General features: G+C 39.7%; 16 protein-coding genes. 10 read left to right on the plus strand and 6 right to left on the minus strand.

Annotated features, from left to right (window positions below; genetic code table 11):
- The 4 genes from lepB (MS_RS01680) to grcA form a co-directional block, all read right to left on the minus strand.
- Positions 1–723, minus strand: coding sequence for a signal peptidase I (gene lepB, locus MS_RS01680; RefSeq protein ID WP_041639506.1), 723 nt, complete (start codon positions 721–723; stop codon positions 1–3).
- Between the two features lie 15 nt (positions 724–738).
- On the minus strand, positions 739–1,761 hold the full coding sequence (gene lepB / locus MS_RS01685) for a signal peptidase I (protein ID WP_041639508.1): 1,023 nt from the start codon (positions 1,759–1,761) through the stop codon (positions 739–741).
- Positions 1,762–1,771: 10 nt separating this feature from the next.
- Positions 1,772–3,571 carry a translation elongation factor 4 gene (gene lepA, locus MS_RS01690; protein WP_041639510.1) on the minus strand — a complete coding sequence of 600 codons (1,800 nt, stop codon included), beginning with the start codon at positions 3,569–3,571 and terminating at the stop codon, positions 1,772–1,774.
- Positions 3,572–3,807: 236 nt separating this feature from the next.
- The gene (grcA, locus tag MS_RS01695) at positions 3,808–4,191 is read right to left on the minus strand and encodes an autonomous glycyl radical cofactor GrcA (protein WP_011199554.1); all 384 of its coding nucleotides are present in this window, start codon (positions 4,189–4,191) and stop codon (positions 3,808–3,810) included.
- Between the two features lie 396 nt (positions 4,192–4,587).
- Between grcA and ung the strand changes: the two genes are divergently transcribed.
- The 5 genes from ung to pfkA all read left to right on the plus strand — a co-directional run bounded on the left by ung (position 4,588) and on the right by pfkA (position 8,660).
- Positions 4,588–5,262, plus strand: a complete 675-nt coding sequence (gene ung / locus MS_RS01700) for a uracil-DNA glycosylase (protein WP_011199555.1) — start codon at positions 4,588–4,590, stop codon at positions 5,260–5,262.
- A 43-nt stretch (positions 5,263–5,305) separates the two neighbouring features.
- A complete protein-coding gene (gene yaaA, locus MS_RS01705; protein WP_011199556.1) occupies positions 5,306–6,082 on the plus strand; it encodes a peroxide stress protein YaaA in 777 nt (258 codons plus the stop codon).
- Positions 6,083–6,085: 3 nt separating this feature from the next.
- Complete coding sequence (locus MS_RS01710) at positions 6,086–6,685, plus strand: hypothetical protein (protein ID WP_011199557.1); 600 nt, start codon at positions 6,086–6,088, stop codon at positions 6,683–6,685.
- Positions 6,678–7,571, plus strand: coding sequence for a cation diffusion facilitator family transporter (locus tag MS_RS01715; RefSeq protein WP_011199558.1), 894 nt, complete (start codon positions 6,678–6,680; stop codon positions 7,569–7,571). Before MS_RS01710 ends, MS_RS01715 begins: the two co-directional genes overlap by 8 nt.
- A gap of 123 nt (positions 7,572–7,694) precedes the next feature.
- Positions 7,695–8,660: a 6-phosphofructokinase gene (gene pfkA, locus MS_RS01720; RefSeq protein ID WP_011199559.1), complete on the plus strand. Its 966-nt coding sequence runs from the start codon at positions 7,695–7,697 to the stop codon at positions 8,658–8,660.
- A gap of 109 nt (positions 8,661–8,769) precedes the next feature.
- On the opposite strand, the gene MS_RS01725 is transcribed toward pfkA, so the two are convergent.
- Both MS_RS01725 and MS_RS01730 read right to left on the minus strand, forming a co-directional pair.
- The gene (locus tag MS_RS01725; protein ID WP_011199561.1) at positions 8,770–9,552 is read right to left on the minus strand and encodes a triose-phosphate isomerase; all 783 of its coding nucleotides are present in this window, start codon (positions 9,550–9,552) and stop codon (positions 8,770–8,772) included.
- A gap of 17 nt (positions 9,553–9,569) precedes the next feature.
- Positions 9,570–10,334 (minus strand): DeoR/GlpR family DNA-binding transcription regulator, encoded by a 765-nt coding sequence (locus MS_RS01730; RefSeq protein WP_011199562.1) that lies wholly within the window; start codon positions 10,332–10,334, stop codon positions 9,570–9,572.
- Positions 10,335–10,525: 191 nt separating this feature from the next.
- Between MS_RS01730 and pdxA the strand changes: the two genes are divergently transcribed.
- From pdxA to MS_RS01755, 5 genes are all read left to right on the plus strand, one after another.
- Positions 10,526–11,533 (plus strand): 4-hydroxythreonine-4-phosphate dehydrogenase PdxA, encoded by a 1,008-nt coding sequence (gene pdxA, locus MS_RS01735; RefSeq protein ID WP_011199563.1) that lies wholly within the window; start codon positions 10,526–10,528, stop codon positions 11,531–11,533.
- 15 nt (positions 11,534–11,548) lie between these two features.
- Positions 11,549–12,904 carry a four-carbon acid sugar kinase family protein gene (locus MS_RS01740; protein WP_011199564.1) on the plus strand — a complete coding sequence of 452 codons (1,356 nt, stop codon included), beginning with the start codon at positions 11,549–11,551 and terminating at the stop codon, positions 12,902–12,904.
- Between the two features lie 21 nt (positions 12,905–12,925).
- Positions 12,926–13,378: a ribose 5-phosphate isomerase B gene (gene rpiB, locus MS_RS01745; RefSeq protein ID WP_011199565.1), complete on the plus strand. Its 453-nt coding sequence runs from the start codon at positions 12,926–12,928 to the stop codon at positions 13,376–13,378.
- A gap of 85 nt (positions 13,379–13,463) precedes the next feature.
- The gene (locus MS_RS01750; RefSeq protein ID WP_050738249.1) at positions 13,464–14,513 is read left to right on the plus strand and encodes a 2-keto-3-deoxygluconate permease; all 1,050 of its coding nucleotides are present in this window, start codon (positions 13,464–13,466) and stop codon (positions 14,511–14,513) included.
- A 179-nt stretch (positions 14,514–14,692) separates the two neighbouring features.
- On the plus strand, positions 14,693–15,115 hold the full coding sequence (locus MS_RS01755) for a methyltransferase family protein (protein WP_041640132.1): 423 nt from the start codon (positions 14,693–14,695) through the stop codon (positions 15,113–15,115).
- The last annotated feature ends 466 nt before the right edge of the window (positions 15,116–15,581 follow it).

A 15,581-nucleotide genomic window follows, 5' to 3' on the forward strand; every position in this document is an offset into this window, starting at 1 on the left:
TTATTGAATAGTTTTAAAAAAACGAGTTTCTTGTTTCGGGTTAAAAATAACGCTAACCGCTTTTCCCGTTAAGTTATCATGAGGGATAAAACCGAAAAAGCGGCTGTCAATGCTGTTTTCTCGAAAATCCCCCATCACGAAATAATGTCCTGCCGGCACAATCCATTCGCCTAACGGCAAATTATCCTGTTTAAAATAATGGGCGGACTGATCGTATCGCACTTTTGTCAACAAAATAGCGTGGTTAGTTTCATCAGTGAATTCCTGACGCTCAATCAAGGCAAGTTTCTCGCCTTGCTGGGAAAAGAGTACCGTTTCCGGATTCAAATAATTCCGTTCGTTTTGCTGTTTATAAAGCAGTGTTTCACAATGATTAATCTGACAATTATTTTGCCTGTAATTCGGCGTAACCGAAATTATTCCGCTTTTTTGATCATAACGAACATGATCATGTTCAACGGCAATTATACGTTTAATGTATTCATCAGTTCCGCCATCTTGTCTGAAGATAACGATATCGCCTCTTTTTGCCGTATTTAAAGGAGTTATCGTATCGCCAAGTACGGGAATTTTTAAATTATAGGCAACGCGATTAACCAAAATAAAATCCTGCGGCATAAATGTCGGCGCCATGCTGGCGGTTGGGACGATATTGATTAAATAAGCAATAATACCCCGTAAAACAGACAGTAAAACAACGAGTTTTGCCAGTCTTTTAAGCATGAGCAAAACAAAAAATTATTGAATCTTTTGAAAAATCCGTTCGCTACGGATGCCCGTCGGCCATTCGTTTTGTTTTTTATCCAGACTCAGCCAAATATAAGTGGCTTTACCGACAATATTTTTTTCCGGCACAAAACCCCAAAAGCGGCTGTCTTCGCTGTTGTTGCGGTTATCACCCATGACGAAATATTGGTTTTCCGGTACTGTCCATTCGGTGATGTAATTATCCTGAGTACTATAATCTTTATAGCGGTATCCTTCGGAAATCGGTTCCGGATACCAATGGATTTTATGTTCTACATCGCCGCTTTCCGTTGTTTCCAGCGGGCTCGGACCATACATTAAACTTCCGTCAGGGTTTTGACCGATAATGAACTGAAATTCTTTATTTTCCACAGGCTCGCTATATGAGAATTCTTTAACTTCGCAGTTTTCGCTGCAAGGTTTGCCGTTTTCACCGTAAACAAGCGTAATTTTGCGATCTAATTCGTTATAACGGATTCGGTCGCCGCCAATAGCGACGATACGCTTAATGTAATCCACATTCGGTTGCGGCGGCGCTTTGAATACAATTACGTCGCCGCGTTGCGGTTTACCCGTTTCAATTAAGGTATTTTGAAAAACGGGATCTTTAATACCGTAAGCGTATTTTTCCACCACCAAAAAATCACCGATACGTAATGTCGGCTCCATTGAACCCGAAGGAATTTGAAAAGGTTCGAATACAAAAGAACGCAGAATCAGCACAAAAGCCAATACCGGGAAAATTGAAGCGACAAATTCGGAACCTTCGGAAACCGGTTCCACTTTTTGTTTTTCTTCGGCGCTGAGGGTTTTGCCCGTACGTTGTTCAATACGGGTAATCTGGCGGCTGCGTTTCGGGTTAACGACAAAACGGTGATAGCACCACAAAATGCCGGAAAGTGCGGTCAAAATTATCAATAAAATGGAAAAAGTATTAGGCAACGTAAAATGATCCAATACTTTCCAGATAGCAAAACCGACAACTAATAGAATCGGGAGAAAAAAATTCGCCATTAATCTTTCCTTATTTACTGTCTTTACCAACGTGTAAGATAGCTAAAAACGCCTCTTGAGGAACTTCAACGTTACCTAATTGTTTCATGCGTTTTTTACCTTCTTTTTGTTTTTGTAAGAGTTTTTTCTTACGGCTCACGTCTCCACCGTAACATTTTGCCAATACGTTTTTACGCAATTGTTTTACCGTTGAACGGGCGATAATGTGGTTGCCGATAGCCGCCTGAATCGCAATATCAAATTGTTGGCGCGGAATCAGCTCTTTCATTTTTTCCACTAATTCGCGGCCGCGATAAGGCGCATTATCTTTATGAACGATAAGGGCAAGGGCGTCAACCCGTTCGCCGTTAATCATAATATCCACACGAACCATATCGGCGGCCTGGAAGCGTTTGAAGCTGTAATCCAGCGAAGCATAACCGCGTGAGGTGGATTTTAGACGATCAAAAAAGTCCAATACCACTTCGCCCATAGGGATTTCATAGGTCAGAGCGATTTGGTTACCGTGATAAACCATGTTAGTCTGCACACCGCGTTTTTCCACGCAAAGGGTGATAACGTTGCCTAAATATTCTTGCGGCACCAACATGTTACATTCCGCAATCGGCTCGCGAATTTCAGAGATATTATTTAGCGGCGGTAATTTAGACGGGCTGTCCACATAAATCACATCGCCGTTGGTTAATTCCACTTCATACACTACCGTAGGTGCGGTGGTAATTAGGTCAAGATCGTATTCACGCTCTAAACGTTCCTGAATGATCTCCATGTGTAACAAACCTAAGAAACCGCAACGGAAACCAAAGCCCAGAGCGGTAGAGGTTTCAGGTTCGTAGAATAAAGACGCGTCGTTTAAACTTAATTTACCCAGCGCATCGCGGAAAGCTTCGTAATCGTCGGAGCTTACCGGGAATAAACCTGCGTAAACCTGAGGTTTCACTTTTTTAAAGCCCGGTAATACGGAACTTGCCGGGTTATGTTGTGAGGTCAGGGTATCGCCCACCGGCGCGCCTAAAATATCTTTAATTGCGCAAACAACCCAACCTACCTCGCCGCATTCAAGCTCATTTTTATCCACTTGTTTCGGCGTGAAGATCCCTAAACGATCCACATTGTAGGTTTGCCCGGTTGACATCACTTTAATTTTATCGCCTTTGCGTAATACGCCGTTTTTAACGCGAACCAGCGAAACCACACCGAGGTAATTATCGAACCAGGAGTCGATAATTAGTGCCTGTAAAGGCGCATTCGGATCACCTTTGGGCGCTGGGATCTTGGCGACGATTTCTTCAAGCACATCTTCAATACCTACGCCGGTTTTAGCGGAACAACGCACCGCTTCCATTGCGTCAATACCGACAATATCTTCGATTTCTTCGGCAACGCGTTCGGGATCCGCCGCCGGTAAGTCAATTTTATTTAAAATCGGAACAACTTCGAGATTCATTTCAATAGCTGTGTAGCAGTTGGCAAGGGTTTGCGCTTCTACACCCTGTCCGGCATCAACCACCAATAACGCACCTTCGCAAGCCGCAAGCGAACGGGAAACCTCGTATGAAAAGTCAACATGTCCCGGCGTATCGATAAAGTTTAATTGATAGGTTTCACCGTTTTTTGCTTTGTAGTTCAAGGTTACGCTTTGCGCTTTAATCGTAATACCGCGCTCACGTTCAAGATCCATGGAGTCGAGGACCTGCGCTTCCATTTCGCGATCGGATAAGCCGCCGCAGGTTTGAATCAAACGATCTGAAAGCGTGGATTTACCGTGGTCAATATGGGCAATAATCGAAAAGTTACGAATGTTTTTCATTTTAATAGTTATATGCTCAAAATAGTTGTTTTTTATAAAAAGTTTAATCGGCTGATTGTACCCGAAAGTCCTTGAGAGCGCTATAAAATTCGCGAAATTTTTACCGCACTTTTTTGTAAGAGAAAAGAAAATATCAGAGGATATAAAAAGAAGAAACGAGGCTAAAAAAACATAAAAAAACACCTCAAAAGCTAAACTTTCGAGGTGTTTTCCGGATTATAAGCTAAACTTTAAAATTATAAACTTTCTGTGAAAGTACGAGTGATAACATCGCGTTGTTGTTCAGGCGTTAATGAATTGAAACGAACCGCATAACCTGAAACGCGGATTGTTAATTGCGGGTATTTATCCGGGTTATTTACCGCATCTTCTAATGTTTCGCGACGTAATACGTTTACGTTTAAGTGTTGACCGCCTTCAACTTTAATTGTAGGCGCAACATCTACCGCTAATTCGCGATATTCGATTTGACCTAATTCGTTGATTGCAACGATTTGGTCTTCAGCGAATTCCGCTTTAGCCGCTAGACAACGGGCTTCGCCTTTGTCGCTGTCTAATAACCAGAATGAATTTAATAAATTGTCATTTGCTGCTTTAGTAATTTGAATACCTTTAATCATAAAGTTGCCTCCTAAATTTTGGCGTTTGTTAAGCTAAATTGTTTAAGTGATGAGCAGTTTATCAAAAAATTTTAAATTTTCAACTATTTTTGAAACTAAATGTAAAATATTTTTATGATATTTTTATGTTTTTGATTTATATCATGGCTTTAGCGTATGAAATTATACGGAATTAAATTTTGTTAACTTTTATATAGACTCTGTTTATAAAAGATAAGAAGGCCTTGAATATTTTTTTATAAACAAACCGCTCATTGCAATGAATTCAAGCAACATATTTTAAATGCCGGATACCGTTTTATTTAATAAGCTCAAAAGTCCTAGGAATATTTTCTATTTTCAGTGCCGGTAAACTTATTTATAATTTCGTTTCATGATTAGCCGGAGGATGATTAAATGCAAACTTGGAAAGACGTTATCGGAACGGAAAAAACACAGCCTTATTTTCAGCATATTTTGCAGCAAGTTCATGCCGCTCGTGATGCGGGTAAAACAATTTATCCTCCTCAGCATGATGTGTTTAATGCTTTTAAATTAACGGAATTTGATCAGGTAAAAGTAGTGATTCTCGGGCAAGATCCTTACCACGGTCCGAATCAGGCGCACGGATTAGCGTTTTCTGTATTGCCGGGAATTGTGCCGCCGCCTTCACTATTGAATATTTATAAAGAATTGGAAAATGATATTGCGGGATTCCAAATTCCTCGTCACGGTTATTTAGTCAAGTGGGCGGAACAGGGCGTGCTATTACTCAATACGGTGTTGACGGTTGAGCGCGGCTTGGCCCATTCCCATGCCAATTTTGGTTGGGAAACTTTTACCGACCGCGTGATTGCCGCTTTAAACCGACACCGGGAAAATTTAGTATTTTTATTGTGGGGCAGTCATGCGCAGAAAAAAGGTCAGTTTATTGATCGCGACCGCCATTGCGTACTGACTGCGCCTCACCCGTCGCCGCTTTCCGCTCATCGAGGCTTTTTAGGATGTCATCATTTTTCTAAAGCAAATAATTACTTACAAGAACATAAAATCACGGAAATTGATTGGCAATTGGACACCCAATTATCCTAGATTTAGTGTATAATGCCGAGTTTCTTTAAACGGAGGAATTGCCATGTTAGCCATTATTTCACCCGCAAAGACACTTGATTATCAAAGTGCGGTGCCAAAATTCGAAATTTCTCAACCGCAGTTAACTCAATATAGTCAACAACTTATTGATATTTGTAAGCAATTAAGTCCGGCACAAATCGCTTCTCTGATGTCTATCAGCGATAAACTGGCGGGGCTTAATGCGGCACGTTTTGCCGATTGGCAGGCAGACCATAACGAACAAAATGCGCGTCCGGCAATTTATGCTTTTAAAGGCGACGTTTATACCGGCTTGGACGTGGAAAGCTTAACTTCTGATGATGTGTTGTTTGCGCAGCAGCATTTGCGTATGTTGTCAGGCTTATACGGTTTGCTGAAACCTTTGGATTTAATGCAGCCTTACCGTTTGGAAATGGGGACTAAACTTGCCAATAAGAAAGGGAAAGATTTATACGCTTTTTGGGGAAATGTGATTACCCAAACTTTACAACAGGCATTGGATGAACAGGGTGATAATATCTTAGTCAACCTTGCTTCGGATGAATATTATAAAGCGGTGCAAGCAAGTCAATTGAAGGCGCGTATTATTAAGCCCGTATTTCTTGATAATAAAGGCGGTAAATATAAAGTAATCAGTTTTTATGCCAAGAAAGCCCGCGGTTTAATGTGCCGTTATATTATCCAAAACCGTTTAACCGAGGCAGAGCAGTTAAAAGAATTCAATTTGGCCGGTTATTGGTTTGATGAAGCCGCTTCCACAAAAGACGAATTTGTCTTTAAGCGTGATTTAGGTGAGTAAAAGATGAAAAAAATACTTATTTTAGCCGCCGTCAGTTTTTTAGCGGGTTGTGTCGGTTCTTCGACGCTTCCGCAAAAAAACGCTGAAAAATTACCGCACATTGAAGTGCCGAAAGAAATTGTTCATAACGGAAAGACTTATTATTTAAGGGCTCAGCAGGATTTAGGTTCGGTGGCTCGTTATGTTTATCTTGAAAATAAAGAAAATCTGAAAAACTGGAAGAGCGAAATCGAAATTTTAAATGATCGCAATACCGAACAACGCAGTATCGCCGATCGTATTGCATTGCGCGAAAAGGTTTATAAAAATACCGGTGTCGAGCATTTTCAATTAATGGAAAAAGACGATTCTTTATATGCGTTTGTGATTTATGCGCCTTCCGCACAGCATGACGATTGGCAGGTTGATGTGGCTAAGGGTGAAAATGTGATGGGTTGCGGTTTCGCTCAATATCAATATTCATTGAAGATTCCCAAAACGAAGAAATTAATGAATATGGGCAAAGTGAAACTTATCGGTTATTTAAAAAAATACGCCGTAGATAAAGAAATGGAGCGTTTATCTACTACTAAATGGAATTGGGTCTGCCGAAATAATGAGTAAACAATATTCAACCTTGGTTAAAAGAGCCTCTCTTTTGGCGGTGTTCACCGCGGTGACCTTGATTGTGGTTAAGGCGTTTGCCTGGTGGCAAACGGGTTCCGTGAGTATGTTGGCTTCGATTACCGATTCCACATTGGATTTGCTTGCTTCCTTCATGAGTTTATTAATTCTCCGCTTTGCTTTAATGCCGGCGGATCATAATCATTCATTCGGGCATGGTAAAGCCGAGTCTTTGGCATCTCTTGCGCAGGGCGCTTTTATTATTGGTTCCGCTCTGTTGCTGTTATTGCACGCGTTTCAACGTTTGGGCGAACCTAAAGTTATTCAACAAACGGGGCTGGGCATTACGGTAACCATGTTTTCGATTTTGCTGACATTTATCTTAGTGGCATATCAAAACAAAGTGATTAAATTAACGGATAGTCCGGCGATTAAAGCGGATCAACTGCATTACCAAACGGACTTGCTTATGAATGCCGCCATTATGCTTTCCTTATTATTAGGATCTTTGGATTTCATATGGGCGGATGCGGTATTTGCTATTTTGATTGCCGTTTATATTTTGGTTAACGGCGGTAAAATGTGTTTTGATGCGGTGCAATTATTATTGGATCTTGCTTTGCCGGAACAGGAAATTGAACAGATTGAACGTTTGATCAGAGAAGATCCGAATATAATCGGTTTTCATGATTTACGTACGAGACGAGCGGGCGAAGTGCGATTCATTCAAATGCACTTAGAGCTTAGCGATGATCTCTCTTTTGTGCAGGCGCATGCGATTACAGACAGTTTAGAAACGCGTTTAAAACAGGCTTTCCCAAGGGTAGAAATTGTAATTCATCATGAGCCTACAAGCGTGGTATTGGCTGAACAAAAAGCAAAGTGAAATAAAAGCTGATACTAATCAAACTTTGCTGGAAATCAGAAAATTTTTCTAGAGCGGATATACCTTATGGTGTATCTTATACCCCAAATTTATTATTAGACTTTAACTTAAGGTAATTGACCTATGATTAAAAAAATTGCTGTATTGACAAGTGGTGGCGATGCACCCGGCATGAATGCCGCGATTCGCGGCGTTGTGCGTTCTGCATTGTTTGAAGGATTGGAAGTATTTGGCGTCTATGACGGTTATTATGGGCTATACCATAATAAAATCAAACAATTGAACCGTTATAGCGTATCCGATGTTATTACCAGAGGGGGCACTTTCTTGGGTTCTGCACGTTTCCCGGAATTTAAAAATCCTGAAGTGCGGGCAAAATGTGCAGAAATTTTACGTTCTCATGGTATTGATGCATTAGTCGTAATCGGCGGTGACGGTTCATATACCGGGGCTAAATTATTAACCGAAGAACATGGCATCCAATGTATAGGTTTGCCGGGTACTATTGATAATGACGCACCGGGTACGGACTATACGATTGGTTATCAAACCGCATTAGAAACGGCGGTTGATGCGATTGACCGTTTACGTGATACCTCAAGTTCGCACCAACGTATTTCTATTGTGGAGATTATGGGGCGCCATTGCAGCGATTTGACGATTAATGCTGCGCTTGCCGGTGGATGTGAATATATTGTGGCTTCGGAAGTCGAATTTGATCAAGAGGAATTAATTCAACAAATTGAGCGCAGCATTGCTAATGGTAAACGCCACGCAATTATTGCAATAACGGAATTAATTACTGATGTTCATGAGTTAGCTAAAAGAATTGAAGAACGCGTTCACCATGAAACCCGTGCCACAGTATTAGGTCATGTTCAACGCGGCGGTTCTCCTTGTGCTTTTGACCGTATTCTTGCATCCCGTATGGGGGTTTATGCGGTTGATTTGTTATTACAAGGTAAAGGCGGATATTGTGTCGGTATTCAAAACGAGCAATTAGTCCATCATGATATCATTGACGCAATCAATAACATGAGACGTTCATTTAAGGCTGAATTGTTAGACATGAACGAGAGATTATTCTAATTTTTCTCTTTTTTTAAATTTGTTGATAGCTGTTTATTAAGGTAAGCGGCTTGGTAAAGTGCGGTCGAAATTCTCGAAATTTTGACCGCACTTTTTAAAGTGGTTCCGCTTATTTATTAACGATACGTTCAATAATTTTGAAGAAGTTTTCTGCATCCCAAGCACTACGACCTATAAATAGCCCGTCAATATATTGTTGTCCGAATAGTTCATTCGAGTTTTCCGCATTAACGCTACCGCCGTAGAAAACGGGAATATCTTTTCCCGCGTCACCAAATAACTCAATTAAACATTGTTTAATAACTGCATGTTTTTCATTCGCATAATCTGCGGTGGCAGGAATGCCGCTTTCACCAATTGCCCATACGGGTTCATAAGCTATTCTTAGTTTGGCTAATTGATTTGTATTAATTCCCGATAGACCTATTTTCAATTGAGTTCTTAATACTTCGTCGGAAATATTATAATTTTTTTGTTCAAGTGTTTCGCCAACGCAAAGTAGTGTCGTTAGATCATGTTTTAAAGCCGATAGTACTTTTTCATTTTCCTGCCGATCTGTTTCGCCAAATTTGTGGCGTCTTTCGGAATGCCCGATCATTACCAATTGAGTTCCTATTTCTTTCAGCATTAATGGTGAAATATCTCCTGTATATTGCCCGTTATCGTTAGGATTCATATTTTGAGCGCCAATAATAATCGGATTATCATGAGAAGTGGCTAGTGTGGTTTGAATAGCGGATTGGATAGCGGTATAAGACGGAATGACAAATAATTCTATATCGTTATTAGCCCGAATATCATGAGTTAATTCGGAGAGTTGGGCTAAAAACCGAGTTGTATCGGCTATTCCTTTGTACATTTTGAGATTGGTACCAAAATAATACTTTTTCATAAGTAACCTCTTAATATTTATACAAGATCTATATCTACGCTGCTTTTGATAACATTTAAGATATTTTTATCGATATTCTTATCCGTAATAATTTTATGAACCTGAGAGAGCGGGGCTGAAACCAGTAAATAACCCGTGCCGAATTTTTCACTACAAGTTAAAACATAAACATATTGTGCAATTTTAAAAATCTGTTTTTTGATCATCATTTGTTCATTGCCAATAGAGGTAATACCAAATTCGGGATCGATACCATGTACGCCGATAAAAGCCTTTGTAGCTTTAAAATTCTTTAACATTTCAATAGCAAAATCACCGACAAAGGCATTTTTATTTCCCCTCAATACTCCGCCGATAGAAATGATTTCTACGGCGGAACAGGTAGATAGTTCAGCAATTACCGGCAATGAATTGGTTATAATAATCAAATATTTATCCGAATATTTTTTTATAACTTGCGCTAAATAATAGCTATTAGAGGAATCATCTAAAATAATAGTGTCTCTTTCCGCTATGTATTGATAGGCTTTCTCGGCGATACGTAATTTAGCTTCTCTTTCCTTAAAAATATTTCCGGCCGGTATATGAATATCAAGGTAATCATTGCAGAGTTTGGCCCCTCCGTGCGTGCGAATAATTAGCCCTTTTTTTTCTAAAGATCGAATCAGACTTCTGATTGTAACGGTTGAGCATTGTAATATTTCGCTTAGTTCTATGTTTGTAATGACGTCTTTCCGTTTAAGCGAATCTATGATTAGTTGTTCTTTCTCGTTCAGCTTCATATTTACTCCTTATTTTCATTTTTTTTCTTTTGTTTAGCAACGAAAAAAATAAAAAATTAAATTTTTTTGTGATCTAGATCGATTTTTGAACAAAAAATATTTGTTTTTTAGTTTCTGTCTCAATATAGTTATTTTACGATAAATTTAAAACGAAAGAAAGCGAAAGTTTAAATTATTTTAAGGAGCTTTAAATGAAAAAACCAGTAATTGCATTAACAATGGGTGATCCCGCAGGTATTGGTCCGGAAATTACCGTCGATACAATGCTAAGTGAAGAGATTCATAATGTATGTAAACCTTTTGTTATCGGTAGCATTCCTATTTTAGAAAGGGCTGCCAAGGTTCGTGGCGTTTCAATTAAATTTAATAAAATTCAGGATCCAAGTGAAGCTAAATACGAATTAGGAACTTTCGATGTACTTGAAACCGGTAATTATGACACTGATTCCATTAAGTGGGGCGAGGTTCAGAAACTCGCTGGCCAAATGTCTTATGACTGGGTATTAAAATCCATTGAGTTAGGTATGGCTAAAAAAATTGATGCGGTTTCTACCGCACCCATTCATAAAATTGCAATTAAATTAGCAGGTGTGAAAGAGCCCGGCCATACGGAAATTTATCAAAATGAAACTCATTCCGAATATGGCTTGACAATGTTTAGTTGCCATAAATTACGTGTTTTCTTCGTAAGTCGTCATATGTCGGTTATTGATGCTTGTAAGTACGCAACGAAAGAACGCGTATTACAAGATGTAAGAAATATTGATAAGGAATTGCGTAATATCGGTATTGAAAATCCGTTCATTGCAGTTGCGGCGTTAAATCCTCATGGCGGTGATAACGGTTTGTTTGGTCGAGAAGAAATTGATGAATTGATTCCTGCCGTTGAAGCCGCAAAAGCGGAAGGGATTAATGCAACAGGCCCGGTTCCGGCGGATTCCGTATTCCATATCGGTAAATCCGGTAAATATGATGCGATTTTGTCTCTATATCATGATCAGGGGCACATTGCATGTAAAACATTAGATTTTGAAAAATCGGTAACTATTACATTCGGTTTACCGTTTATGCGTAGTTCTGTTGATCATGGTACTGCTTTTGATATCGCAGGGAAAAATATTGCAAATGGCGTAAGCATGATTGAGTCAACTAAAGTATTAGCTGAATATACAGCTAAGTATATGAATAAAAAAGCTTAATTTAGGAGGTGGAATATGCCCGTTATTGGTGTAGTCGCTGATGATTTAACCGGTGCGACAACAACCGGAGTATTATTAGCCCGCTCAGGTTCGAAAACAACCGTATGTTTTAATACGGAAGCTGCCATTAAATCGAATGCTGAAGTGCCATCCGATTCACTACTGATTAGTACAAGTAGTCGTCCGTTACTTAAACATGAAGCTTATAAACATGTGAAAGAAGCAACTCAAGTATTGAAAAATATGGGGGTGCAATATTTTACTAAACGCATTGATACCACAATGCGAGGTGGTGTCGGCGTTGAAATTGATGCGATGCTTGATACTTTGCCTGAGAATACCATAGCGGTTGTGGTGCCGGCGATGCCCCAATCCCGGCGTATTCTTGTTGGCGGTTATTCAGTGATTGACGGCGTTGCATTAACCAATACGCCAGTAGCGCGTGATGTGCGTACACCAGTACGGGAGGGGTATATTCCGGCATTACTTGCAAGCCAGACTCGTCGTAAAGTGGGGTTAGTCAGTTTAACCGACGTTATGCATGGCGTATATGAAATTCGTATTGCTTTGATGGATCAGATTACTCAAGGCAAACAAGTAATCGTTGTTGATGCAATCACTCTTGAAGATGTGTCTAATATCGCCCAGGCTTGTTTAATGCTTGATAATCCGATTCTAGCCGTTGATCCGGGTCCGTTTACCGCCGCACTCGGCTATCAACGGGGCTTAATCCACCGAGAAGAACCGAATATTCCACAAACTGATGCTACATGCGCTGAAGATAAAACCGTATTAGTAGTCGCCGGTAGTGCAACACCTGTTACTAAATTACAAATGGATACGCTTTGTCAGGATCCTCGTAATATATCAATTTCTGTCGATCCCGTATTGCTTATTGAAGGCGGCGATATTGCCGATACGGAAGCAAAACGAGTGGTGGGTCTTGTAAAAGATTATATGGCTAATGATGTGCGGCCAAGAGCAATTTTACTTGAAACGGCATTGCATGGTCCGTTACTTAATCTTGATGCGGAAGATGCTAAACGTAAGTTTGTTCGCGGTGAAAGCGCCGAGCGAATTAATGCGGGACTAGGCATGATTGTTTCGGATATTTTTAAACAAATTGGTCACCAACGTTTTGCCGGTATTTTTGCAACAGGCGGGGACACTATGGTGAATGTGTGCAACCAGTTAAATGTTTCGGCTATTGAAATGATTGACTATGTAATCCCACAATCCGATATCGGGCGTCTAGTGGGGATTTTTGATAATAAAATGCCGATTGTCGGTAAAGGCGGCTTAACAGGTGATGAATATACGGCTTGTAAGATTGTTGATCGCCTATTCTTAGAAGCCTGTCGAGATAAGTAATATATTGAGGAGTGAATAATTATGAAAATTGCTATTGGATGTGATGAAGCGGCATATCGCTTAAAAGTTGAAATTATGAAGCATTTAGATGAGCTGGGCATTGAATATGATGATTTTGGCGCCGGAGAAGGAGATGTCGTTTTATATCCTGATGTAGCGGAAGCCGTTGCAGTTGCGGTTGCCGAGGGAAAATACCAACGGGCAATTCTAACTTGCGGTACCGGTATTGGTATGTGTATTACGGCAAATAAAGTTCCGGGAATACGCGCGGCAGTATGTTATGATGTGTTTTCAACCGAGCGCTCAAGAAAAAGTAATGACGCTCAGATTATGTGCTTGGGAGAACGTGTTATAGGTGTTGAGTTAGCAAAATCATTAATTGATGTGTGGTTCAAATGTGAGTTTGCCGGTGGCGGTTCCGCACCTAAAGTGAAACGTATTAATGAAATTGATGCGAAATATAACAAAAGATAATTTCTGACGAACAATCCGCCTTATATTCATATTGTATCAAAAGATAAGGCGGTTTTTATCTACTTGCTATCTTAGGAGAACCATTATGGCATTACGCAATGAAGAAGGTCATATTGATCTTAAACTCATGGAAAGAATGATGAAAATCCCGGGCGGATTAGTCATTATTCCATTATTGCTCGCTGTTGCAATTAAAACATTCTTTCCGCAATTTTTTGAAATAGGTGGTTTTACAACCGGCTTGTTCCAAAAAGGTCAGCCCGCAATGATGGGGATATTCCTTATTTTATGCGGTGCGTCAATTAATATTCGTCAAGTAGGTATGCCTCTTTATAAAGGCGTAGTATTAACCAGTTCAAAATTCTTTTTGGGTGTGGCGCTTGGTTTATTAGTCGGTCATCTTTTCGGACCAGAGGGTATTTGGGGATTATCACCAATCGTCTTAATTGCAGCAATCACTAACTCAAATAGTTCCCTTTATATTTCACTTTCATCACAGTTTGGTAATTCAACAGATACGGGTGCAATTTCAATTCTGTCTTTAAATGACGGACCGTTTTTCACTCTAATCGCATTAGGAGCGAGCGGTTTAGCAAATATTCCGTTTATGGCGGTAGTAGCAACCCTGATTCCATTATTAATTGGTTTTGTTTGGGGTAATATTGATACTAAATTCCGTGAGTTATGCGGTAAAGCTCAGCCTATTATTATTTTCTTCATGACTATTGCAATCGGTTCTGGTACTGACGTCAGTACGATTTTGAAAGCCGGTGCATCCGGTATTATTTTAGGTATCCTTTCAACATTAACTGCAGCGGTATTTTTTTATGTATTTAATATTTTCTTACCAAAAAGAGAACGTAATGCAATGGGAGCGGCAATTGGTACAACCGCATTAAACTCAGCAATGACTCCGGCTGCCGTAGCTGATGCGGACCCTACCTTTACACCTCATGTGCCGCTTGCAACCGCACAATGCGCAACGGCTTCTATTATTACCTTATTCTTATGCCCGTTTGTAGTTGCGTTCTTCGATAGACAAATGCGTAAAAATAAATTAGGTATTTATTCTGCCGAAGGTTGGGCTGGTAAAGCTTTAGCGGAACGGGAAGCATTAGCTAAATCAGCGAGTTAGAGATAAAAAAGAGAGTGAAAACTCTCTTTTTTATTTAAAATGATAGTGAAGATTCTTATAAAAGAAAAAAGTGATTACGGCTATAACGAATATTAAAAGACCCTAGGATAGCTAAATTAGGATAATTATTTATTTTGTGTAAAAATACAGAATATCTTTTCAGCCGACATTTTATTCACATGCATATTATTTTATTTATCCTCCTCATAATTCTCATCAAATTCTTACCGCACTTTGGTGTGTTGTTTGCTTTCCCGTTGACGGCGGTATTTGTGGCTATATTAGCAATGATTGTAGCGGCTTTAGGTCCATGGGAATTTTATAAATTCAAAACAACAGTGGATCCCCGTCATTTGAATAAAACCAGTATGTTGGTGACTTCGGGAATTTATCGTTATAGCCGTAATCCGATGTATTTAAGTTTGGTGCTGTTTTTATTCAGTGAAATCCTTTGGCTGGGAAATTGGTTGGGTATTGTAGGGATTGTGATCTTTGTAACCTACCTTAATTTAGGGCAGATTAAACGCGAAGAAGCGGCGTTAGCGGAAAAATTCGGCAAGACTTATTTGGCTTATAAACAACGGGTCAGACGCTGGATTTAGTCGTATAACAGAAAAAAGGACATAAAGAAAAGTGCGGTAAATTTTTGTGAAATTTTACCGCACTTTTCGTTATAAATTTAATTTTTGAATTAAACGTAATACATTTCAAATTCTACCGGATGCGCTGTCCCAGCCGCAAGTTATCTATAAAGAAAGAAGAAAACGGTCACAAACAGGAATTCTTCTAACAAGTTACCCCGCAATCCGTCCGTATCCGTAAAAAACTGTTAACGGGAATGGATCGCAAACGTGCTAACCGAATCACCACCAGTACCAGCACGCATTAATTCAAAATTTTAATAGAGGCTGTTTATCTTTTAAGTATAAATTTTAATCATCAACAAGCCCTAAAATCACCGTACTTTTGGGGGCAGATCAAAGTGCGGTTATTTTTTTAGGAATTTCGGATAACAAGATAGTTGTATCTTCTCAAAAGTTCCTCAGGGAAAATATTTTTTTCCAGTCA

The organism is [Mannheimia] succiniciproducens MBEL55E (assembly GCF_000007745.1).
GTDB classification, from domain to species: Bacteria; Pseudomonadota; Gammaproteobacteria; order Enterobacterales; family Pasteurellaceae; genus Basfia; species Basfia succiniciproducens.

Bases quoted from the DNA above. Each gene is read 5' to 3' on its own strand.
- lepB (WP_041639506.1), bottom strand. From the start codon at position 723: ATGCTTAAAAGACTGGCAAAACTCGTTGTTTTACTGTCTGTTTTACGG.
- lepB (WP_041639508.1), bottom strand. From the start codon at position 1,761: ATGGCGAATTTTTTTCTCCCGATTCTATTAGTTGTCGGTTTTGCTATC.
- lepA (WP_041639510.1), bottom strand. From the start codon at position 3,571: ATGAAAAACATTCGTAACTTTTCGATTATTGCCCATATTGACCACGGT.
- grcA (WP_011199554.1), bottom strand. From the start codon at position 4,191: ATGATTAAAGGTATTCAAATTACTAAAGCAGCAAATGACAATTTATTA.
- ung (WP_011199555.1), top strand. From the start codon at position 4,588: ATGCAAACTTGGAAAGACGTTATCGGAACGGAAAAAACACAGCCTTAT.
- yaaA (WP_011199556.1), top strand. From the start codon at position 5,306: ATGTTAGCCATTATTTCACCCGCAAAGACACTTGATTATCAAAGTGCG.
- MS_RS01710 (WP_011199557.1), top strand. From the start codon at position 6,086: ATGAAAAAAATACTTATTTTAGCCGCCGTCAGTTTTTTAGCGGGTTGT.
- MS_RS01715 (WP_011199558.1), top strand. From the start codon at position 6,678: ATGAGTAAACAATATTCAACCTTGGTTAAAAGAGCCTCTCTTTTGGCG.
- pfkA (WP_011199559.1), top strand. From the start codon at position 7,695: ATGATTAAAAAAATTGCTGTATTGACAAGTGGTGGCGATGCACCCGGC.
- MS_RS01725 (WP_011199561.1), bottom strand. From the start codon at position 9,552: ATGAAAAAGTATTATTTTGGTACCAATCTCAAAATGTACAAAGGAATA.
- MS_RS01730 (WP_011199562.1), bottom strand. From the start codon at position 10,334: ATGAAGCTGAACGAGAAAGAACAACTAATCATAGATTCGCTTAAACGG.
- pdxA (WP_011199563.1), top strand. From the start codon at position 10,526: ATGAAAAAACCAGTAATTGCATTAACAATGGGTGATCCCGCAGGTATT.
- MS_RS01740 (WP_011199564.1), top strand. From the start codon at position 11,549: ATGCCCGTTATTGGTGTAGTCGCTGATGATTTAACCGGTGCGACAACA.
- rpiB (WP_011199565.1), top strand. From the start codon at position 12,926: ATGAAAATTGCTATTGGATGTGATGAAGCGGCATATCGCTTAAAAGTT.
- MS_RS01750 (WP_050738249.1), top strand. From the start codon at position 13,464: ATGGCATTACGCAATGAAGAAGGTCATATTGATCTTAAACTCATGGAA.
- MS_RS01755 (WP_041640132.1), top strand. From the start codon at position 14,693: ATGCATATTATTTTATTTATCCTCCTCATAATTCTCATCAAATTCTTA.